The following is a 21,242-nucleotide window of genomic DNA, read 5'->3' as shown; positions in this document are numbered from 1 at the left end:
GCCAGTTGAAGGAGAGCCAGACGCGATCCGGCGTCGTGACGTCATAGCCGTCGCGGATATCGCGCGCTTCGAGGCACACCGGCGGCGGCGAGCGTTCGCCGAAGGCCTCGTCGCTCAATTCCGGCATCGTATCCATGGCGCGTACGATTTCCGCGCTGATGCGGTGGGCGCTTGTGCCGTTGAAGGGGTAACCGGCATGGGTGGGGCGGCCGATGACGAAGGCGAAGGGCGCGAATTTGCCGATCGAGCCGAGATAGACCGCGCGGCCTTCCTCGCCGTCGCGCTCGCAGCTCGAGGCGTCCAGATTGATGCCGCCGACGATGTCGAGGTCGAAGCGGCGGGCGATCTCCGGCAGGGCGTTGCGCAGGCTGCGCATGCCGCGCGAGCGGTTTTCCTCGTCAGGCGTCGCGACGAAGAGGATATTGCCCTCGGGTGCTTCCAGTCCGGCAAAACGCTCCAGGGCCGCAATGCCGGCAGCAAGGCCGCTCTTCATGTCGAGCAGGCCGCGCCCGGCGATGAAATCGCCGCTCTCGAAATCCTTGAGTGCCTTCGTCTCCGCGCCGTTCAGCGGACGGCTGCGCAGTTCCTGGAGCAGGGCGTCGGTCAAAGGTTCTGGATCGCAGGCGAGCGGCGCCAGCGTGCCGTAATTGGCGATGGAGACGGTATCAAAATGGCCCGCCAGCACAACCGTGCGCCGGCCGTGACCACGCACCAGCGCCACGACATTCTGCGTCATCGGCTCACCGTGGCTGTCCACGGTGAAGAGCTGGTCAGGGTGGTTTTTGAAATAGGGCGTTTCGGCAAGATGCGCCCGCAGCTTCTCCGAGAAGGCCGCTTCATCCAGCGAGCCGGTAACGCTTGGCCAACGGGTCATCAGCAGCGAAAGATTTTCGGCGCGGGCAGCGGCGATTTGGATGGCATTTTCGGTCATCATAATGGGCGCCTGTCGAAAGCGGTTGCATTGAGACGAACGCTATCCAAGGATGGCGACAAGCGAAACGGTAATCTTTTGGAAAAATCGCACCTCATATTGTCGTTTCGTCACCCGAATCTGACATTCTGGCAACGGACACCATGGATACGACCGACCGCAAACTTCTCGCCCTCCTGCGCAAGGACGGCCGCGCCTCGCTTTCCGCTCTCGCCGCGGAGGTCAATGTCTCGCGCGGCACGGTGCAGAACCGTATCGACCGGCTGACGCGCGACGGCGTCATTTCGGGTTTCACCGTGCGGGTGACGGAGGCGGACGATCCCCACGCGGTTCGCGCCATTACGATGATCGAGATCACCGGCCAGAAGACGCTTGCTGCCGTGAAAGCGCTGCGCGGCATTCCGGAGGTGCGCGCCCTGCACACGACGAACGGGGCGTGGGACCTCGTGGCCGAGCTGCATGCGGAAAACCTCGTGGAGTTCGAGCGGGTGTTGCGCGGCATCCGCGCCATGGACGGCGTGTCGAAATCCGAGACCAGCCTGCTGCTCACCACGCTCTAAACATTGCTAAAGCGCATGTCGTTATCGCAAGACCGCTACACACTTTTGCGCGACCTGCTTCAGGGCATCACCACGTCGATTTCCTCGCCGGTCGAGGAATAGGTGACGCGGCCGCCCTTCCAGCCGTCCTGGCCTTCGAGGCGGATTTCCAGCGTCACCTTGCCATCGGGCGAGGGCACCATGAAGCTGCCGTCCGGCGACATCAGCTGGCCGATCGAGAAGGTGTAGCGGCTGAGCGACATGTCCGAACCGACCTTCAGCCGCGTGAAGGTGCGGGCGGTCAGCTCGTTGAGCTTTTCCGCGGAAAAGAAGGCGAGGTCGTCCATGCGGAACAGCCGCTCGGGACGGAATTCCGCATCCCAGGGCATCATCATGCTGGACGCGGTGATCCCCCGGTCGTTGGCATTGTATTCGCGCATCTTGCCGGGCGTATCCGGCACTTCGGCCAGAATGCGCATGGAATCACCGGACACGCTGAGTTCGGCGAACCGGGCGTTCTTGCCGAATTGCTCGCTCACCACGGCAAACACGTCGCGCGTCGTCGTGGCATCGAGCCAGTTGCGGTTGGGTTGGCGCGCATCGGGCAGGTCGGTCGCCCGCACGATGCCGTCAGCCGTCAGGTCCACCGTGCCGCTGTTGGTGAACAGCGCCAGCTCGCCCGATTGCGTCCAGTCGGTGAAGTGCACCGTCCAGCGTTGTTCCGGCTTGCCGGGGCCATCGGAAAACAGCCGCAGCATCATGTAGTTCAGTGTCGATTTGTCGTTGCCCCAGGCCGTCTTCGCGGCATCGCGCACCTTGCCCAGTTTGGAAAGGTCGATCTCGCCAAGCGACAGCGCCGGCTCCTGTTCGGTGCCGGGGAACATCGGCGAGGCGATCGGTGACCGCGTGACGCCTGAAATGTCCCAGGAATAGCCCACCGTCGCGCCTTTGGTCGTCGGGTGATCGGCCTTCACCTGCACGGATTTCGGGTAGACGGTGAGATCGCGGATGACGGGCTTGCCGCCGATGACGCCGGTCAGGCTTTCGATGGCCGCTTCCTTCGGCCAGTCGTCGTCGCTGATGAAATTCATGTTGCGGGCACGCGCGGTGTTGGAGAGGTCGCCGCCGATGATCGTGCCGCCGGCATCCGCATAGACGGTCGCGCTTTCCCGCGGTGAGGTGACATAGATCGACCAGCGGATATCGCCATAGGACGGGGCGGGAAGCAGGAAGACCCGCTTGGTGATCTCGATGGACTGCACGCTCGCTTCGCCTTCGAGCTTGGCATAGGCGATGGCGCTTCTGGCGACGGCATCCGTCTTGTCCAGCGCCACCTTATCGAGCGTGAAGAGGCCGCTTGCCAGATTGTCGACCATGGAGGGTGCCTGGCGCGCGGAAGGGCCGCTCACCACTTCGGCGCTGAAGAACAGCAGCCGCGTGCCCTGCCGCACCCGCCATTCCTCCACGCCGTTGCTACCCGCGTCGTGCACGAGCATGGTCACGTCCTTGTCGGTGATGCGCAGCGTATGCACCTGCGGGGCCTTGCCGAGCGATTCGGTGACGAGCCCGGCGGCGCGGGCGGCTTCTCCCGGCGCGGTGATGTAGCTTTCCGCGGCGTAGGCAGGCGGGCCGGTCAGGACGAACAGCGTCAGCCAGACCATCAGGACCATTCGCCAGGTGCCGGATACGATCCTCATGCGCGATTCCTCCGCCCGTCGCCGGAACGCCATCATCCGTAGGGAGGGACGGGGTGGCAAGCCGGTTTATTCCGGGGCGGGGATTGTCGGGCGAAAGAGGCTTTCCATTGCCGGTCAGCCGGTTACACTCCGGTCATTATTCCGCCCGCCTGTCGAAAGTGCCTCATGTCGCTGCGCCTTGCCACCTTCAACATCGAAAATCTCATGACCCGCTTCGATTTCACGGGGTTCCGCAACCAGGTCCGGCAGGATCGCGTGCTGCGGCTTTTCGATATCCGCAACGAGGCGGAATACCAGCGACTGGAGGAGGCGCGCACCGTCGCGCATACCGACGATACCCGCCAGCATTCGGCCCTCGCCATCGCGGATGCCGATGCCGACATCCTTTGCCTGCAGGAGACCGACAACATGGCCGCGCTGCAGGCCTTCGAATACGGGTATCTCTTCCGCATGGTCGGCAACGGCTACCGGCAGAAATACCTCATCGAAGGCAATGACAGCCGCGGCATCGACGTCTCCGTTCTGATGCGCGAAGAGACGCGGGATGGCCAGAAGATCGAGTGCATCGATATCCGCAGCCATGCCGGCGTCACCTATCGCGATTTCGATCTCTACACGCCGGATCTCGGGCAGGGCGCCAAGCCGGATGACCGGATCTTCAAGCGCGATTGCCTGGAAATGGACCTGCGCATCGGCGGGCGGCCGCTGACGCTCTATGTCGTGCATTTCAAGTCGATGGGGCCGGGCCGGGAGGGCCTGGATGGCCGGCAATCGACCATGCCGGTGCGCCGCGCCGAGACGCTTGCCGTGCGGCGCATCATCGAGGATCGGTTCGGCAAGGGCCAGACGGCCGACAAGGCCTTCGCCATTTGCGGCGATATGAACGACTATCAGGAGAAGCTGGCGATCGAGGGCGACAGGCGCAGCGGCTATCGTTTCGTGCCGCAACAGGAGGCCATGAGCGCGCTGGATGTCTTCAGCCAGGACGGTTTTGCCGTAAACCCCATGCTGCGCCGGCCGGTGGATGATCGCTGGACGCTCTATCACAGCCGCGGGCCGGAGGAGCGCCATCTCTGCCAACTCGACTATATCTGGCTGTCGCCGTCGCTTGCCGAGCGCAATGCCAAGCGGATGCCGGAAATCATCCGCGCCGGCCAGCCCTTCCGCACCATTTTTCCGCCGGGACAGGAGGTGGAGCGCTATCCGCGCGTCGGCTGGGACCGGCCGAAAGCGTCGGACCATTGCCCCATCGTCATGGAGCTGGATCTGTAGCGCGCATTTCTGCTTGCTCCGGGCGGATCGCTCGGGCACCTTCGGCAAGTGCTGCGGTAAAAACTGAATGCGGAGAATGCCTTGTCCCGTCGTTACGCCATTTATGACGTCTTCACCGACACACGGCTCGCCGGCAATCCCCTGGCGGTCGTCTTCGATGCCGACGGTCTTGAGGACGACGCGATGCAGCGCATCGCCGGCGAATTCAACCTCTCCGAAACGGTCTTTGTGAAGACGCCTGAGAACCCGGCGCATACCGCGCGGCTGCGTATCTTCACGCCGGGCCGCGAACTGCCCTTCGCCGGACATCCGACCGTCGGTGCGGCGATCGCCATTGCCGAGGCGGGCGAGGGTAACGGCGGCGGCGTGCGCGATCTGGTGAGCGTCTTGGAGGAAAATGTCGGGCCGGTGCGCTGCGCGGTGAAGGTCGGCGGCGCGAAGGCCGCCTTTGCCGAATTCGACGTGCCGCGCAAATCCGTGCGCCTCGATGCCGGTTTTGAACGTCAGGCGCTCGCCGATGCCTTCAGCCTGAAGCCCGGCCAGATCGGCTTCGAGAACCATGTGCCGACGCTGTGGAGCGCCGGGGTCGCCTTTGTGATGATCCCCGTGCACGATCTTGCGGCTGCCGCTGCTGTCGATTTCGACCCGGCGCTCTGGGAACGTTGCGCGCCCTTTGCCGAGGGCCGGCTCGCCTCGGCCTATCTCTATTGCCGGGGCGGCGTGAACCATCTCGCCAAATTCCACACCCGCATGTTCGCACCCGACATGGGCATTGCCGAGGACCCGGCAACGGGCGCTGCCGTCGCCGCGATGTCCGGCGCCATCCATTTCTTCGACAAGCTGGTGGACGGCCATCACCCCTTCCTGATCGAACAAGGCGTCGAAATGGGCCGGCCCTCGCATATCCACCTGCATCTCGACGTGTCCGGCGGCGCGATCGCCGGCGCGCGCATCGGCGGCGAGGCGATCCGCATCGCATCGGGATTGCTGGATTTGTGACGTTTATTTTGCGCTGCGGAAGAAATTTTTGCGCAGACGCATTTTTTTCCGGTGGCGGTATAGACAAGGTCCCCGAAGGCCTTTATACGCCCCGTCAGACCGCTGGAGCGGTCAAGTGGGTGATTAGCTCAGTTGGTAGAGCAGCTGACTCTTAATCAGCGGGTCCACGGTTCGAGCCCGTGATCACCCACCAAATTCTTCCTTATTCCGCTGATTAAACAAAGACTTCCCCTTGGGGGAGGTTTGCGCCGCTGATGACTTATCTGACTTCAAAGCTTAGTGAAGCTCGCCGCACGAAGGCGTGACGAGCTGAAGTGTGTCGATCTTTGCGTCAGACGACATGGTAGATTGCAGAGAAGCTGAAGCTTACCGATGACGCATCCGGAGCTGTCCATCGAACCTCAAAGCGATCGTTTGTGATGTTTGCCAGGACCGCGCCGGCGACATTCTTTCCGGTTGTCGCGCAGTTGAATGAACCCGCCGCTTGATTCTGGTCGGTGAAGTTCGAGGCCTTCGGAAGTGAGATTTCCAGTATCGCAGATCCTGCCGCTGACGCCTGAGCAATGATACGTCCTGACACCTGGATCATGTCGTCGCCCACGGGCACCCAGTCCATGGAGGAAACCGTGGCACTTGCAACGTTTGTGTTATACGTAAACACCGGATTGTAGCTGCGGGGCCTGTCGACAGCGCAGTTTTCAGCCGATGCGGCGCTCCCGCTGAAATAGGGTGTGTTGTTTGCGCCGACACGCGTCGGGTTCACCAGCCTGATGTTGTTGGTTCCCTTTTTGTTCCTGGCGAAAGACTCGCGATTTGCCGTTGCGATGAGCTTGGCGTTGAGAATTTCGATATCGCTGTTCGCGCTGTCGAAATCGAAACACGATTTGGTGGCCGATGTGACGAAACCGATCCCGTCAAATGTAAAGCCGTCGAAGGTTACGCCGAGCAACTGCGAGCTTGCCGCTGCAGTCACGGCGTCACCCTCGCTATTTGCCAGTGCGAAATTCGAGAAACGCCCACCGCGAAAGATACCGCTTAGTTTGACGAGGTTCGTCGGCGTCAACTCTTCATTCGGCCCAGTACCGCCGCCGGTGATATTCGAAACGACGAAATTGGAGCCGCCTGTCAGTTCCAGAATCTCCGTTCGGGTTTCCTGAACGACGCCGCCATCGACAAGCGCGCCGGTACCGAGGTGGCCGTAGTAGAGGCGACGACCGATGTCGAGGAGATTGTCAGTGGCGACAAGGCCTTTCAGGAGGTGCTGGTTCGGGCCGATATTGGCGATCGCCGCATAGTTCAGCGTGTGGAAGCGGTTGTTCACGATGATGATGCCGCGCCACCCACCATCATACGCTTGCACGGGATCAATTCGGGAGACGATCGGGGTTGACGTATAATTTTGTCCGCCATCCGTGACGATGAAACCCGTGATTTTGTTATCCGTCAGCACGGCTGTCGCCTTCGCGCCCGTGCCGCCACCGCCGTGAATTTCGATTTCCGGGGGATAGTTGAACGTGCCGGGAACGCTGGCCGGAGGTGTTATCGTCGCGATGACGTTACCCGAGCGCGTAACAGTAACGCCATCGATATCGATCCAATTGGGCTGAAAGTCGACCGAATTCGGCCACCGAAGGTTCACTCCATATTGTACCTGCGACACGATGTTGTCGCGGAAAATCAGGCCCCGGCCATTGTGGTCGACTGCATTCCAGAACGTGTTGATGCGGCATTCGGAGATAACGGCGTCGACGTCGAGCGGCTTCGAAGCCCCCTTGTCGAGTTTGACGCCGGTTTTTTTGAGGGTGCTATTTTTGTAATCGACATCGGAATCCAGGCCGATACCCATCATCTTGAACTCCTGGCACAAGACGCTGATCGCCGGCGTGCCCGTCAAGTCCGTGCAATGAAGATTGCAGTTCCAGAAGTTTTCGCCCACAAGCGAAAAGCCGGTGGCTTCCGCCGGAATCGAGATCGAACTGAAATTGTAGACACCCTGGGGAATTCTCAGTGTCTTTGCACGAACGGGATAAATTGCGGCGACACATGTGATTGCGGCATCAATAGCATCTTTGTTGTCTGCCGCCGCGGTTGTGGCACCCCACATGCCGATATGGGGCTCGCCTTCGAATTGCCGCACCCAGGCGCCGTTGTTGCCGGATACGTCCGCAGCCTTGATAAAAAGCCCTTCCAGCGGGTCGGCTGCGATCTGTGCGGAGTAATCCCCGTCTTTCCAGACGTATGTTCCCATTCGTCCGTTACCGGCAACGGCGCCTTCCGTGAGGAATGCGGCTTTGATGCTTGTGGTATCGATCTCCTTCAGCGCTGTGCGTGATGCGACGGTTTCGATGTAGGTTGGCATGCTTTTCTCCAGATTGGTGACCCTGTCTGCGTCGTTCCTCGACCGGAGACCGGACGTTCGAAACAACGGCGCAAGTTTACGAAGGCTAGAGGCTGCGGGGAGAAGCGAGGGGGAAGGAATTTGGCTTTTCGCCTCCGGTTTCGGGCCGAAAGTCATAGGAAACCGCCGGGCTTTCAGCGAAAATACAGAGCCTGGTTTATGATGGCTGAGATTGTCGGCAGGTATGTTTTCCCCTTGCCATACATTTACGTGTCGCCATATCTCGATTCATGCAAACGGAGTTCGAGCAAATGAGTGACGGCAGGATCAGGACGCCGCAGGAGGTGGTCGGGTATTGGTGTGAGGTACTGACTGCCAAGGACTGGTTTCAGTCGACGCCGGAGCTCGATGCGCGCGTGCATGAGCAGTTCGCTGCCACCCATCTGGCGCTTTCGCGCGAGGTGACGCCGGAATGGCGGGCAAATCCCGAGGCGCGGCTTGCCGCACTGATCGTGCTCGACCAGTTTCCGCGCAACATGTACCGCGCCTCGCCGATGGCCTTCGCGACCGACTGGATCGCGTTGCGCGAGGCGCGTCTGGCAGTGGAGGCGGGGGCCGACAAGGAGGTCGCATACGATCGCAGGCATTTCTTCTACATGCCGTTCGAGCATTCGGAGAATCTGGCTGATCAGGATCTTTCGGTGAAGCTCTTCGAAGCGCACGGCGACGAGATGTATCTGGATTATGCGGTGCGTCACCGCGAGGTGATCGCGACCTACGGCCGTTTTCCGCACCGCAACGGCTTTGTCGGGCGCGTTTCGACGCCGGCGGAGGCTGCCTATCTCGCCGAACCGGGAGCGGGCTTCTAAGCGTTTCCAGCCGAACCGACATCGCCGGTATCGGAAAATACAGTAAAGCAAGCCCCCGGTGTATCGCCGATCAGCCTGAGTTCAGAGGCGGTGCACTCGCAACGCGACCCGGCCGGTTTAAAATGGCCGCAATCATGGCTAGAAGGGAAACGGAATCGCCTGGTTGCGATGTGTCGCCTGTTTCTGTTCATCGAGGATGGCCTCTTGCCGATCTCCCGTCTCGTTTCCATCCTTTTTGCCGTTCTGCTGCTTGCGGCATCGCCGGCTGCGGCCCAGACGGCTGCGGCACCCGCCACCGACACGACCCAGCTCGAACAGGCCAGCGCCGATCTCGACAAGGCCGGCGCGCAGCTGAACAGCATTCGCGAGCGGGTCGACAAGGCGCAGGATGACGACACCCGGCTCGTTGCGCTGAAGGTGGAGGCCGAGACGCTGAACCGGGCGATCCTCGCGACCTCGGTCGCGACGCGTCCCCGTCTCGAAGCCATCAAGGCCCGTCAGGCGGAACTCGGCGATCCGCCGGCCGAAGGCGCGCCGCCCGAGGCCGATGTCGTCAAGGAGGAGCGCAAGAAGCTCGCCGCCGAGCGCAACGAGATCAACGCGCTGACCGGCGAGGCGGAAAACCTCTCCATCGAGGCGACCAAGCTTTCCAACCGCATCACGGAAATTCGCCGTCAGCTCTTCACCGACGCGATCCTGAAGCGTACCGACATCAATACGGACCTGTTTGCCGAGGCCTCCGGTGCGGTCATGGACGAGACGGCGACGCTTGGCCGAACCGTGACGGCCTGGCTGCAATTCGTCTGGAAGTTCAAGCGGACCCAGTTGTTCGGTGCCGTGGCCCTGTCGCTGATGGCCGCACTCGTGCTGTTGTCCGGTAGCTACCGGCTGTTTTCTCCCTATATCACCCGCGCTGCCCAGCAGGAAAAGCCGCATTACATCACGCGCCTGTCCGTCGCCTTCTGGTCGACAATCCTGCCCACCATGGCGGCCAGCGCCTTTGCCGGCGCCAGTTATTTCTTCCTGGATACGTTCAACGTCCTGCGTTCGGATATCGCCCCGCTGGTGGCCATCGCGCTGGGGGTGATGGTCGCCATCTACTTCGTCGCGCAGCTCGCCAATGCCGTCCTGTCGCCCGCCGACGGGCACTGGCGCCTGATGCGGGTTTCCGACCGCGGCGCGCAGCTGCTGTGGCTCTCGATCTTCAGCATGGCGCTCGTCAACGGTGCCGATTACTTCCTCGGCTCGATCAGTGAAGTGCTCGGCTCTCCCGTCGTTCTGACGGTGGTCAAAAGCTTCTTCGCCTCGCTGATCATCGGCGTGCTCCTGGTCGTCACGGCGTTCATCCGGCCCGTCCTGCATCAGGGCGAGGCGCCGAATGCGCCGGGCCGCCCGTGGCCGCGCTCGATCTTCGTGCTGCTCATCCTGACGGGGCTCGGCCTCATCTTCTCCTCGCTGCTCGGCTATGTCGGCATGGCGCGCTTCGTCGCGACGCAGATCGTGGTGACCGGTGCGATCGTCGTGACGGCCTATATCGGCTTCCTGTCCGGGCGCGCCGTGTCCGCACCTGACGCTTTCGGTGCGACGAATGTCGGCAAGCGGCTGGAAGAGCGCTTCGGTCTTGGCCCGGTGGCGCTCGACCAGATCGGTCTTGCCGCCGGCCTTGCGATCTATCTGCTGATTTTCGTCTGCTTCGTGCCGCTGGTGTTGCTGCAATGGGGCTTTCAGGTCGCCGATATTGAATCCTGGGCTTATAGGATTTTCACGGAAATCCGCATCGGCAGCATCACGATCTCGCTGGTCGGCATCCTCGCCGGCATCGTGCTCTTTGCGTTGGGTTTCATCGTCACGCGCTGGTTCCAGAAATGGATCGACGGCAATGTGCTGGCGCGCAGCCAGGTCGATGCGGGCGTACGCAATTCCGTGCGCACGGCGGTCGGTTACGCCGGCGTCGCCATTGCCGGCCTCGTCGGCATATCGGCGGCCGGCATCAATCTCTCCAGCCTCGCGCTTGTCGCCGGTGCGCTTTCCCTCGGTATCGGTTTTGGTCTCCAGAACATCGTCTCGAACTTCGTCTCCGGCCTCATCCTGCTTGCCGAGCGCCCCTTCAAGGTGGGCGACTGGGTGGTGGCCGGAACGACGGAGGGGTTCGTGCGCCGCATCTCGGTGCGCGCGACCGAAATCGAGACGTTCCAGCGTCAGACGGTCATCGTGCCGAACTCCGTGCTTATCAACGGCCAAGTCGGCAACTGGACGCACCGCAACAAGCTCGGCCGCGTGGAGGTCGCGCTCAGCGTTCATGCCGGCAATGATCCGCGCCGCATTCAGGAGGTCCTGACGGAGGTCGTCCGGGCCCAGCAGGGTCTGTTGCGCAATCCGGAACCCGTGATCGTCTTCCAGGCGTTTTCCTCGGCCACGCTGGATTTCGAGGTGCGGGGGTATCTCGCCGATATCCTGAACGGTACGGCCGTAAAATCGGAGCTTCGCACCGCCATCCTTGAACGCTTCCGTGCGGAAGAAATCCCGCTTGGCGGGCCGGCTGCGCCGGAAGTGCCGATCAAGATTTCACCTGAGGGCGCCGAGATCATTACCGCTCTGCTCGATCAGGCGACGGAAAAGCTTGCCAAGCCCGCCACGCGTCGGCGCCGCTTGTCGGCGGACGAAGAGCCTGAAGCCTGATTTCCGGCACATGAATGCCGCATTCACGCTGCATTCAGCCGCCCCCGCATAAAACGTGATGCAAATCCGCGAGAGGAACGGTACTGTTTCTCCCGGGCTTGTTGAACAGGGGCGGCGCTGGGCGCCGGGCGAAAATGAAGCGAATGATCATGATGCTGCTCGTGTCGGCTGCGATGACCGCTCCGACTTTGGCTGCCACCGTCACCAACAAGGATGCCGACACGCAGGTTCTGGTCGTGGTGGAAGGTGGCAATCGCGCGGAGATCGCGCTGGAACCGGGCGCCACGGAAACGATCTGCCCGTCGGGGTGCTTCGTCACCCTGCCGAACGGCGACCGCATCGCGCTGAACGGCGGCGAGGATGTCGAAATCCAAGGTGGCTCGGCTTCGGTCAAGTAAAACACCGGGCGGCAATTTTTTGAGAACGGCGCGGAAGAAATTTCGCGCCGTTTTCCGTTGCGCAGAGAACAAACGGAGCGGTGAAAGGAACGCCGCTACGCTTTTTCATGCTCTCTAAATTTAACGCTTTCGCAAAGGGTTGTGGTTACCCCTTAGCTTGGGGAACACTCACAGTACGAAGGCATATCATGGCGTTTATCGGCATTTCCGGGATGCAGTATTCCGGCGCGTCTCTCTCGCATCATCGTATTCTTGTTGCCGAGGATTCGAATGTCTTCACCTCCATGATTTCAAAGCGGTTGAAAGAGCTTTTCGACATCGATGTCGAAATTTGCCGCAGTTTCGAAGAGCTTGAACTGGCCTACGACAAATCGTCCGAAAAGATCACGCTGGCGATTTCAAACATAAATCTACCGGGTGCGGAGAAAGGCGAGGCGCTGAACTATCTTGTGGACCTCAGCATCCCCACGATCGTCTTTACGGGAACCTTCCAGCAGACGACGCGCGATCAGCTGATGTCCAAGGAAATCGTCGACTATATTCTGAAGGACAATGTCTTTGCGGTCGATATGCTGGCGGAATCCGTCTGCCGCTTCCTGACCAATCACCAGCACCACGTCCTGATCGTGGATGACAGCGCCACGGCCCGTGCGCTGCTTTCGACGCGCCTGAAGCGCTACAATTTCCGCGTCAGCGTGGCAGAGAACGGCTCGACGGCGCTCGCGCTGCTCAAGACCAATCCCGACATCGCGTTGATGATCACCGACTACAACATGCCCGATATCGACGGTTTCGAGCTGACGCGGCGCATTCGCGGGACGGTCGGCTCGCACCAGCTGCGCATCATTGGCGTATCCTCTTCGACGGACCGCCTGCTCTCCGCCCGCTTCCTGAAGGCCGGCGGCAACGACTTTATCATGCGGCCTTTCATCGACGAGGAATTCTACTGCCGCGTGAATCAGAACCTTGATACGTTGACCCAGATCAGGACGGCGCAGCAGCGTCAGACAGCCTGAAAACCCAAGCCGATCCAAACTCCACCCAGATCTGTCCCTTACGTAGCGTAAGATATTTCTCGCGAGATTAACCACTTGGTAAAACCAGTGGTTTGTAATGCGTGCCGGGAACAATAATATCAGGATAGTGGACGGGTGGACGTGGATTCAAATCCGCAGCGAGGACCAGCATTTCTGCGCCATTCCGGCCAGCATGTGCTGCTCGTGGAAGATTCCCGCATGTTTTCGACGGCGCTCAAATATCGCCTGGAAAAGGAACTCGGCCTTTCGGTTACCCATTGCCCCAGCATGGCGGCGGTGCGCGCCATCTTCCAGACCGACGCGCCGGAATTCGCGCTTGCCGTTCTCGACCTCAATCTTCCCGACGCGCCCAATTGCGAGGCGCTCGACTATGTGATCTCCAAGGGCATTGCGCCCCTGGTCTTCACCGGCTCGTTCAGCGATGCGACGCGCGATCAAATCCTCGCCAAGAACGTGCTGGATTATGTCGTGAAGGACAGCCCTGCCGCCATGCAGCAGCTGGTGCTGGCGGTGGATCGTATCCTTACCAGCGGCAAGACCCGCGTGCTCGTCGTCGATTCGGATCCGGATAGCCTTCATAAGCATGTCGGCCTGATTGCCAAGCAGCGCTTCCAGATCACCGCGGTGGAAAGCGGGGCGGCGGCGCTGGAAGCCCTCGATGCCAACAGCGGCATCGACATGGTGGTCTGCGATCTCGACCTTGCCGACATGGACGGCTTTGCGTTGCTACAGGAAATCCGCCAGCGTCATGGCGACGACACCGTGCGGGTGGTCGGCCTCTCCACCGCGACGGACCGCATGGTCGCGGCGCGGTTCCTGCGGGCCGGTGGCGATGAATACATCCAGAAACCCTTCCTGGAGGAAGAGTTCAACAGCCGAATTTTCCACGTCGCCGCGATCCAGAAGCGCGTTCAGTCGCTGCACCGAATCGCCGCGCGGGACTATCTCACCGATATTTACAATCGGCGCTATTTCTTCGAGGCCGGCCCGCGGCTTGTCGATCAGGCGGTGCGACGCGGCGAACCCATGTCGATCGCCATTCTCGACATCGACCATTTCAAGCGCCTCAACGACACCTATGGGCATGAGGTCGGCGATGTCGTGCTAAAGGCGGTGGCGCGGCGCCTCAAGCACCGGCTCAACGACCGCCATCTGCTGGCGCGGCTCGGCGGCGAGGAGTTTGGCATCATCTTCCACGGTCTGTCCTTGGAAGCCGCGCTCGATTGCTGCGAGCATTTGCGCAAGGAGCTTGCGGCCCAGCCGATCATCGCCGATGGCGAGGCATTGACGATCACCGTTTCGGCCGGCCTTGCCGTCATCGCCGAACGGGAAACCTTCGACAACTATCTGAATGCCGCCGACCAGTTCCTCTACATGGCCAAACATGCCGGCCGGAACCGGGTGTTCTCCGAACTGTCGCTGATGAGCGCCCTGGCAAGCTGATCCCCGCCGGAAGCGCGGGGACGCTGGATTTTCTCACATTCGATCAGCGTGCGATGGCCGAGAGCGTCAGTTTGCGCTCGGCGCGTTCCTGCTGGGGCGAGCGGTTGTAGAGTTCGCGGTAGCACTTGGAGAAGTGCGAGGCGGAGACGAAGCCGCAGGCGACCGCCACTTCCACGACCGGCATGGAGGACTGGACGAGCAGGTGGCGCGCCCGATCGAGCCGGATCTCGAGATAGTAGCGCGCGGGCGAGCGCCCCATTTCCTGGCGGAACAGGCGTTCGATCTGGCGGCGCGAGAGGTCGGCGCTGTCGGCGATCTCCAGAAGCGACAGCGGCTCGGACAGATTGCCTTCCATCAGCTCGATGATCGAGAGAACCTTGGCGTTCTGCACCCCGAGGCGCGCGCGCAGCGGCAGGCGCTGGCGATCGTGCGGGCCGCGCACGCGGTCGGTCAGAGCCTGTTCGCAGACGCGGTTGACGAGGTTTTCGCCGAAATCCTGGTCGATCAGGTTCAACATCATGTCGAGCGAGGCGGTGCCGCCGGCGCAGGTATAGATGTTGCTGTCGATTTCGTAGAGGTCGGCATAGACGTCGGCCTGCGGATAGGCTTCGGCGAAACCGGGCAGGTTCTCCCAGTGGATGGCGCAGCGCTTGCCCGAGAGCAGGCCGGCCTGGGCGAGAACATGGGCGCCGGTACAGAGCGAGCCGACCGCGATGCCGCGGTTATAGACTTCCCGCAGCCAGGCGTTGACCGACTTGTTCGAGAAGTCTTCCACATAGATGCCCGAACAGACGAGAACCATGGAGGGGCGGTTTTCGCCGCCGAGATATTTGCGCTCGTCGGCAAGCGAGGAGTTCACCTCGATGCCGATGCCGCTGGAGGAGAGCACCTGCTGGCCGTCCGTCGACGCGAGGCGCCAGGTATAGGCCTCGTATCCGAGCATGCGGTTGGCGATGCGCAGCGTCTCGATGGCCGCCGAGAAGGGCAGCATGGAGAAGTTGGGCACGAGGAAGAAAACGAGAGAGCGCTTCTTGACGTTTTGCTTGTTCATCACTCTGTCCATGCTGGAGGCCGGAATGTCGCAATGGTCGCAGGGAGAACAGTCATCGCGCTAGTACTTTTGCGACAAGAAAGAGGACGGTTACGACTGATGGGGAGTGCGTATCGCCGATATGTCAGGACCTTCAGGCGAATATAAGGCGATTGTGCGTTGCAGCACATTTGCGACTTCGCTTATGGCATCGTCGGATTGCGACAAGTGACATCGCGTACAACGCGCGGATGTTCCCGTTTGACAAGACGCGCCCCGGCGGCCAGATACGGAGCGGACTCTCGAAGGATGATGCAATGCTGCCAGATGGATATTCGGATGTGCCGGCGGGCAAGCTCGCGGCCGTGGTGACCTGTCTTGAAATGCCGGCGCCGCCGGCCGGTCGCGTGGATCCCGAGCAGCCGGGCATAACCCTTCAGCGCATGGAAAAGGTCGATATCGCCTGGTATCGCGATCTCTACCGCCGCATCGGCACGGAGTGGCTGTGGGCCTCCCGCCTTGCCATGCCGGAAAGCGAGCTTGCCGCCATCGTCCATCACCCCGATGTCGAGGTCTATGCCGTCATGAAGGACGGGCGCGGCGAGGGGCTCATGGAACTCGACTTTCGCGAGGAAGGGGTAGGCGAACTCGCCTTCTTCGGCCTGACTTCCGCGGTTATCGGCAGGGGGACGGGGCGTTGGCTGATGAACCGGGCGATTGCGCGCGCCTGGTCGCGGCCGGGGCTCACGCGGTTCTGGGTGCATACCTGCACGCTCGACTCACCGCAGGCGCTGGATTTCTACATCCGCTCGGGCTTCACCCCGGTGCGGCGCCAGATCGAAATCTTCGACGATCCGCGGCTGACGGGCATTCTGCCGGACAATGTCGCGCCTGCGATCCCGATGATCTGAGCGCAAAAGAAAACCGCCGGAGAGACTTTTTGAGGTCATGTCCGGCGGTTTGTGGCGTCGTGGTCGTTCGGCATGTCGCCGTTACAGTCGTCCGTCATCGTGTGATCTTGTTCGAGGAACGGAAACCGATGTCCTTGCGCAGATCGAAGGGCATGCTTTCCAGTTCGCGTTCCACGCGATGGCGCTGCCAGGCGGAGGCGATCCGCTCGGAGACGGTACGGACGAGATGCGACAGGCTGCCGGCCTCAGGGGTGCCGGGGGCACGCCGAACCGGGCGATGATCCAGTGCTATTGCCATTTTCAGGGTTCCTTTCGAGCTTGGGAGGTTTCGAAAGGTCGCGACCTTGATCGTCACTATGCCGCGGCCTTATGCATCAATCAAACGAATATATTTGATTGGATCAATCAGCGTTCTTCATGTTTGATAGGCGTGGGCCAGCCGATGTCCTGCTTGAGATAGTCGGGCAGGTGGGCCAGCTCCTCGGCGGTGTGCTGGGCGAGTGCGCGCCGGCGGCGGGCCTCGATCGCATCGCCAACGAAGCGCCGTATTGCGTAGTAGAATCCGTTTCCACGGGCGAGAACGGCAAGATCGGCGCCGCCAGCACGGGTTTTCTGCGTTTTCATGGCGTTTTTCCTTCCATTCGTGTGCTTGCAGATTGACTATCCGCCTATCCTGTATTTCAATCAAACGAAATGAGATGACAGTTTGCTTCAGAAATTCTGATCCATGGAGATCCGTTATGAACCTGCTGATGCGCCAGACGCTCCCGCTTTTGGAACTCGATATCCTCAAGACGTTCGTGGCGATCGCCGAGACCGGCAACTTCACCACGGCGGCCGAAACGGTGCATCGCACGCCGTCAGCGGTCTCCATGCAGATCAAGAAGCTGGAGGAATTGCTGGGCTGCTCGCTCTTCCGGCGCGATGCGCGCTCGGTGGTGCTGACCCATCACGGCGAGGTGCTTCTGTCCTACGCACGGCGCCTCATCGCGCTCAGCAACGAGGCGGTGTCGCGCTTCATGATGCCGGAGATGAACGGTGTCGTGCGGCTCGGTGCGCCCGATGACGTGGGCGAACTGATCCTGCCGGAGGTGCTGAAGCGCTTTGCCGAGAGCTATCCGTCCATCGCCGTCAATGTCTCGATCGAAAACAGCGCCAATCTGCGTCGTGCCGTCGCCGAGCGGCGACTTGATCTCGCGATCTTCAATGCGACCGACGGCACGATCCCGGTTCCCGGTGAAATTCTCTTGAAGGAACAGCTGGTCTGGGCCGGCAAGAACTGCGGCAATGCGCATCTGAAGACACCGCTGCCCGTCTCGGTCTGGGAAGAGGGCTGTATCTGGCGCGCCAAGGCGCTGGAGGAACTGAGCCGGTCAGGCCGCGATTTCCGCGTCGCCTATTTCTGCGCCCACCATATGGGCCAGCGCGCCGCCATCCGCGCCGATCTCGCCGTCGCCCCGCTCGCCCGCTTCCTCATTGGTGACGATATGGTGGCGCTGGGGGAAAAGGACGGCCTGCCGGATCTCGGGCACTACCATATCGGCCTCGTCGTCAACGAGGAGGCGGAAGCGCCGGCGCAGGCCGTCGCGGACTATATCCGCACGGTTTTCGCCCGCATGGAACGCCGGCCGATGGACATGCTGCAGGTTGCCTGCTGATCTCAGGGAGCCGGGCGCAAGCCCGGCTTTGCATTATTCGTAGGTATAGGACGCGCACATTTCGTCGCTGCTCTCGGGCGCGTCTTCCGTCGAGAAGACGGCGACGATCGTGTCGTTCTCCGTCGCTCCGCTCCAGGAGGCGACATAGGTGACGGGCGCGCCACAGAGCGTGTTGCCGTTGAGCAGTACCGGGTCCTTCGGGTCCGCCACGCTGTAGACCGAAGCCGGCACCGACTTGCCATCCACGACGAACGTATCGCCGAGGAGATCGTCGAATTCGATCTTCTTGCCGTTCTGGAACGTGATGCCGAAATCGTCGAACTCGATATCGCCGGTGATCGACATGGCCGTGTTGCTGATGGCGGTGTAGTTGTCGGCCAGGGCCGGCGAGGCGAGGCCAAGTGAAAGGGCAAGAGCGAGAAGGCGGGTGCGGTTCATGGCGGGCGATCCTTAATAGCGGCGGCAGCTCAGGGTGCGGTCACTCTCCGAAGAGGAGAAGTCCAGCGTATCCGCGGTGATGTCCGAAAGGGTGATGTAGACCTCGTCCGACAGGAACAGCGAATAGGAGCCGTCCGAGCCTTCCTGGACCTCCCGCACATCATAGCTGTCGTCGCCGATGCTGTAGACGGTCGAAGTGAAGACGAAGGGCGCGCCGTCGCATTCCCACTCGCCGGTAAAGGGATAGTCTTCCTGCGCCTGCACGGCCGTAGCGGTGGCGAGAAGCAGGAGGCTGGCGGCGACAAGACGGGCGAGCGGCATGGAGCGGCTTTCGTGCGCTAGAGAGATAGCGAGGGATCACGCGGTCGATTGTGTTATCGACGGGTGAAGCCCTCGGCCTATTCGCGCACATTGCCGATAAACCGCCGGAAACAAAACGGATTTTGTCGGGGTGGTTTATGGATATGGTAACCGCGGCCGTGGCGTTGACCTCATGCCGTAGGATTTTTTGAACTGGTGCGATGAGCCCCCTCATCCGGCCCTTCGGGCCACCTTCTCCCCGAGGGGAGAAGGAGAGAATTTGTGATGCCTCGGTTCTTCCTCCTTCTCCCCACCGGGGAGAGGGTGCCGGCAGGCGGGTGAGGGGCTCTGTCCAAGGCCTCGCGACAGCTGTCCCTATTCGCGGCTGCGGCGCCGGCGGCGGCCGCCACCGTCTCCACCGCCATCGTCGGACAGCACCTTGCGTTCCGGCAGGGCGACGACCTTGGCGAGTTCAGGGAAGGGATCGACCTTGTTCGGCATTGCCATGGCGTTGACGAAGAGCTGCTGGAAGTTCGGCTCCAGCGCCGTCTCGATCTTCTCGATATGCGCGACGGTCTTTTCGATCTCGCGGCGGTGGTCGCGGTTGAGCAGCGCCATCAGCGCGCCCGTGCCAGCGGCGTTGCCGACAGCCTTCACCTCATCGAGGTTGCAGTCCGGGATCAGGCCGAGAACCATGGCGTATTTCGGATCGATGAACGAGCCGAAGGCGCCGGCAAAGCGGATCGTATCGACATGGTCGACACCCTGCTTTTCCATCAGGAGCTTGATGCCGGCATAGAGCGCCGACTTGGCCAGCTGGATGGCGCGGATGTCGTTCTGCGTCACCGTGATGCGCTGCTCGCCGTCATGCAGCAGGTAGGAGAAGGTGCGGCCGTTCTGCAGGATGCGCGGGCTCTTCTCCGCCATCGTGCCATCGACTACGCCGTCTTCGGAAATCACGCCGGCAAGATACATTTCGGCAACGACCTCGATGATCGCCGAGCCGCAGATGCCCGTGACGCCGACGCTGGCGGCCTGTTCGGCAAAGCCCTCTTCATCCGACCATTTTTCGACGCCGATGACGCGGAAGCGCGGCTCCAGCGTGACGGGATCGATGCGCACGCGCTCGATGGCGCCCGGGGCGGCGCGCTGGCCGGAGGAGATTTCGGCCCCTTCGAAGGCCGGGCCGGTCGGTGATGAGGCGGCGACGACGCGGCTTCTGTTGCCGAGCACAATTTCGGCATTGGTGCCGACATCGACCAGCAGCATCATACGATCCTGCCGATAGGGGCCTTCCGAAAGCGTCGCACCCGCCGCATCCGCGCCGACATGGCCAGCGATGCAGGGGAGCGTGTAGAGCCGCGCGCCGCGGTTCACCTCGATATCGAGTTCATGCGCCCAATATTGCAGCGCGCCGGAGACGGCGAGCGCGAAGGGCGCCTGGCCGAGCTCCGTCGGGTCGATGCCGAGGAAGAGGTGGTGCATGATGGGGTTGGCGACGAACACCATGTCGAGAATGTCGTGCCGGTCGACCTCGCCCTCGGCACAGACCTTGCCGATGAGGCTATTGACGGCCTCGCGCACCGCCTTGGTCATGGCCTCGCGACCGTCCGGGTTCATCATGACGTAGGAGACGCGGCTCATCAGGTCTTCGCCGAAGCGGATCTGCGGGTTCGACGTGCCGGAGGAGCCGACGATGCGGCCCGACAGCAGCGAGACGAGATGCATGGCGATGGTCGTCGAGCCGATATCGCAGGCGATGCCATAGGCCTCGTTCTTCAGGCCTGGCCAAAGGCCGACGATGAAGGGACGCGAGCTGTCCATATCGCGGTGAATGGCGGCGGTGACGCCCCAGTTGCCCTTTCGCAGGATCGACTGGATCTGCGGGATGAGGTGCGGCGCGACCAGCAGATCCTTCCAGCCCCAGTCCTTTTCCAGCATGACCTTCAGGCGGTCGAGATCGCCGAGCGGCTTGTGCATGTCGGGTTCGTCCACCTCGACATAGCAGAGCTGGACAGCGGCGTTGCGCTCGATGACGCGGTCGGTCGCGGCCTTGCGCACGACCTGCGCATTGACCACGGTATCCTGTGGCACGTCGATGACAAGGTCGCCCTGGATGAGCGCCGAGCAGGACAAGCGGCGGTTTTCCGGCAGACCGCGCACCTTGTCGTAGCGCTCTTCCTTCGGGCCGCGGGCCGAGATGTGGTCATTGGAGGAGACGATCTTGTGCTTGGCGAAATTGCCTTCCTGCACCTCGATCTGACAGCGCCCGCAGGTCGCGCGGCCGCCGCAGACACTCTCGACATAGACGCCGAGTTTGCGCGCAGCCTCCAGCACCGGGGTGCCGACCGGGAAGCGTCCGCGTTTGCCGGAGGGCATGAAGAGGACAAGCGGTTCCTTTGCCGAAGCTTCCGTCATATTGGTCTCGCTCTCACCTTCAATGCGCATCGAATCGTTCTTTCCACTGGCGGCGGGCCGCCTCACGTCTTCTTCTTGGCAAGCCGGCGCGCGTTGCTGCGCACACGTTTGCCATAGGGTTTTAGCGCGGCCGTCGATACGGCCCGCGCGGTCGTCTCCGGCGAGGCGGCCGTCATCATGGCCTTCGCCAAAGCAAAATTGGCCGCCACGACGCTCTCCGTCGCAGCAGCCATCTTTTCGGTGACCATTCGGGTCATCTCGGTCGTGTCCTGCGTCGAGCCAGTC

At 61.8% G+C, this 21,242-nt stretch carries 19 protein-coding genes, 1 tRNA gene and 1 pseudogene; 11 read left to right on the top strand and 10 right to left on the bottom strand.

What is annotated here, in order from left to right:
• The coding region (locus tag ACOZKU_RS25975) for a M20/M25/M40 family metallo-hydrolase (protein WP_421581330.1) at positions 1-934 on the bottom strand (934 nt) is incomplete at its 3' end.
• A 140-nt stretch (positions 935-1,074) separates the two neighbouring features.
• Between ACOZKU_RS25975 and ACOZKU_RS25970 the strand changes: the two genes are divergently transcribed.
• Positions 1,075-1,491, top strand: coding sequence for an Lrp/AsnC family transcriptional regulator (locus ACOZKU_RS25970; RefSeq protein ID WP_421581329.1), 417 nt, complete (start codon positions 1,075-1,077; stop codon positions 1,489-1,491).
• A 59-nt stretch (positions 1,492-1,550) separates the two neighbouring features.
• Here ACOZKU_RS25970 and ACOZKU_RS25965 read toward each other — a convergent pair whose 3' ends face one another.
• The gene (locus ACOZKU_RS25965; protein WP_421581328.1) at positions 1,551-3,167 is read right to left on the bottom strand and encodes a hypothetical protein; all 1,617 of its coding nucleotides are present in this window, start codon (positions 3,165-3,167) and stop codon (positions 1,551-1,553) included.
• A gap of 165 nt (positions 3,168-3,332) precedes the next feature.
• Here ACOZKU_RS25965 and ACOZKU_RS25960 point away from each other — a divergent pair, with 165 nt between their 5' ends.
• The 3 genes from ACOZKU_RS25960 (at position 3,333) to ACOZKU_RS25950 (ending at position 5,631) form a co-directional block, all read left to right on the top strand.
• Complete coding sequence (locus ACOZKU_RS25960; protein ID WP_421581327.1) at positions 3,333-4,439, top strand: endonuclease/exonuclease/phosphatase family protein; 1,107 nt, start codon at positions 3,333-3,335, stop codon at positions 4,437-4,439.
• 81 nt (positions 4,440-4,520) lie between these two features.
• Positions 4,521-5,438: a PhzF family phenazine biosynthesis protein gene (locus ACOZKU_RS25955; protein WP_314084702.1), complete on the top strand. Its 918-nt coding sequence runs from the start codon at positions 4,521-4,523 to the stop codon at positions 5,436-5,438.
• Positions 5,439-5,555: 117 nt separating this feature from the next.
• Positions 5,556-5,631, top strand: a tRNA-Lys gene (locus ACOZKU_RS25950).
• Positions 5,632-5,769: 138 nt separating this feature from the next.
• Here the strand turns inward: ACOZKU_RS25950 and ACOZKU_RS25945 are convergent.
• Positions 5,770-7,797 (bottom strand): hypothetical protein, encoded by a 2,028-nt coding sequence (locus ACOZKU_RS25945; protein ID WP_421581326.1) that lies wholly within the window; start codon positions 7,795-7,797, stop codon positions 5,770-5,772.
• Positions 7,798-8,087: 290 nt separating this feature from the next.
• Here ACOZKU_RS25945 and ACOZKU_RS25940 point away from each other — a divergent pair, with 290 nt between their 5' ends.
• From ACOZKU_RS25940 to ACOZKU_RS25920, 5 genes are all read left to right on the top strand, one after another.
• Entirely contained in the window at positions 8,088-8,645 is a 558-nt protein-coding gene (locus tag ACOZKU_RS25940; protein ID WP_421581325.1) for a DUF924 family protein, read from the top strand.
• Between the two features lie 204 nt (positions 8,646-8,849).
• Positions 8,850-11,324 (top strand): mechanosensitive ion channel domain-containing protein, encoded by a 2,475-nt coding sequence (locus ACOZKU_RS25935; RefSeq protein ID WP_421581324.1) that lies wholly within the window; start codon positions 8,850-8,852, stop codon positions 11,322-11,324.
• Between the two features lie 134 nt (positions 11,325-11,458).
• A complete protein-coding gene (locus ACOZKU_RS25930) occupies positions 11,459-11,722 on the top strand; it encodes a hypothetical protein (RefSeq protein ID WP_314084693.1) in 264 nt (87 codons plus the stop codon).
• Positions 11,723-11,910: 188 nt separating this feature from the next.
• On the top strand, positions 11,911-12,738 hold the full coding sequence (locus ACOZKU_RS25925; RefSeq protein WP_421581323.1) for a response regulator: 828 nt from the start codon (positions 11,911-11,913) through the stop codon (positions 12,736-12,738).
• Positions 12,739-12,873: 135 nt separating this feature from the next.
• Entirely contained in the window at positions 12,874-14,202 is a 1,329-nt protein-coding gene (locus tag ACOZKU_RS25920) for a GGDEF domain-containing response regulator (protein ID WP_421581322.1), read from the top strand.
• A 43-nt stretch (positions 14,203-14,245) separates the two neighbouring features.
• On the opposite strand, the gene ACOZKU_RS25915 is transcribed toward ACOZKU_RS25920, so the two are convergent.
• Entirely contained in the window at positions 14,246-15,253 is a 1,008-nt protein-coding gene (locus tag ACOZKU_RS25915; protein WP_117366400.1) for a GlxA family transcriptional regulator, read from the bottom strand.
• Positions 15,254-15,549: 296 nt separating this feature from the next.
• Here ACOZKU_RS25915 and ACOZKU_RS25910 point away from each other — a divergent pair, with 296 nt between their 5' ends.
• On the top strand, positions 15,550-16,143 hold the full coding sequence (locus ACOZKU_RS25910; RefSeq protein WP_421581321.1) for a GNAT family N-acetyltransferase: 594 nt from the start codon (positions 15,550-15,552) through the stop codon (positions 16,141-16,143).
• A gap of 94 nt (positions 16,144-16,237) precedes the next feature.
• Here ACOZKU_RS25910 and ACOZKU_RS25905 read toward each other — a convergent pair whose 3' ends face one another.
• Both ACOZKU_RS25905 and ACOZKU_RS25900 read right to left on the bottom strand, forming a co-directional pair.
• The gene (locus ACOZKU_RS25905) at positions 16,238-16,441 is read right to left on the bottom strand and encodes a hypothetical protein (RefSeq protein ID WP_314084680.1); all 204 of its coding nucleotides are present in this window, start codon (positions 16,439-16,441) and stop codon (positions 16,238-16,240) included.
• 107 nt (positions 16,442-16,548) lie between these two features.
• Entirely contained in the window at positions 16,549-16,767 is a 219-nt protein-coding gene (locus tag ACOZKU_RS25900; protein ID WP_314084677.1) for a hypothetical protein, read from the bottom strand.
• Between the two features lie 116 nt (positions 16,768-16,883).
• Between ACOZKU_RS25900 and ACOZKU_RS25895 the strand changes: the two genes are divergently transcribed.
• Positions 16,884-17,801, top strand: coding sequence for a LysR family transcriptional regulator (locus ACOZKU_RS25895; RefSeq protein WP_314084675.1), 918 nt, complete (start codon positions 16,884-16,886; stop codon positions 17,799-17,801).
• A gap of 33 nt (positions 17,802-17,834) precedes the next feature.
• Here the strand turns inward: ACOZKU_RS25895 and ACOZKU_RS25890 are convergent, their stop codons facing one another.
• The 4 genes and pseudogenes from ACOZKU_RS25890 to ACOZKU_RS25875 form a co-directional block, all read right to left on the bottom strand.
• A complete protein-coding gene (locus tag ACOZKU_RS25890) occupies positions 17,835-18,239 on the bottom strand; it encodes a hypothetical protein (RefSeq protein ID WP_421581320.1) in 405 nt (134 codons plus the stop codon).
• 12 nt (positions 18,240-18,251) lie between these two features.
• Positions 18,252-18,560 carry a hypothetical protein gene (locus ACOZKU_RS25885; RefSeq protein WP_421581319.1) on the bottom strand — a complete coding sequence of 103 codons (309 nt, stop codon included), beginning with the start codon at positions 18,558-18,560 and terminating at the stop codon, positions 18,252-18,254.
• A 354-nt stretch (positions 18,561-18,914) separates the two neighbouring features.
• Positions 18,915-20,987, bottom strand: coding sequence for an ASKHA domain-containing protein (locus ACOZKU_RS25880; RefSeq protein WP_421581318.1), 2,073 nt, complete (start codon positions 20,985-20,987; stop codon positions 18,915-18,917).
• Positions 20,988-21,019: 32 nt separating this feature from the next.
• Positions 21,020-21,242: pseudogene (locus tag ACOZKU_RS25875) on the bottom strand (hypothetical protein); the annotation flags it as partial.

This window comes from Shinella sp. M31 (assembly GCF_049199205.1).
Lineage (GTDB): Bacteria > Pseudomonadota > Alphaproteobacteria > Rhizobiales > Rhizobiaceae > Shinella.
The sequence above is the reverse complement of the archived record's forward strand: the minus strand, read 5'-3'. Positions and strand labels throughout refer to the sequence as shown.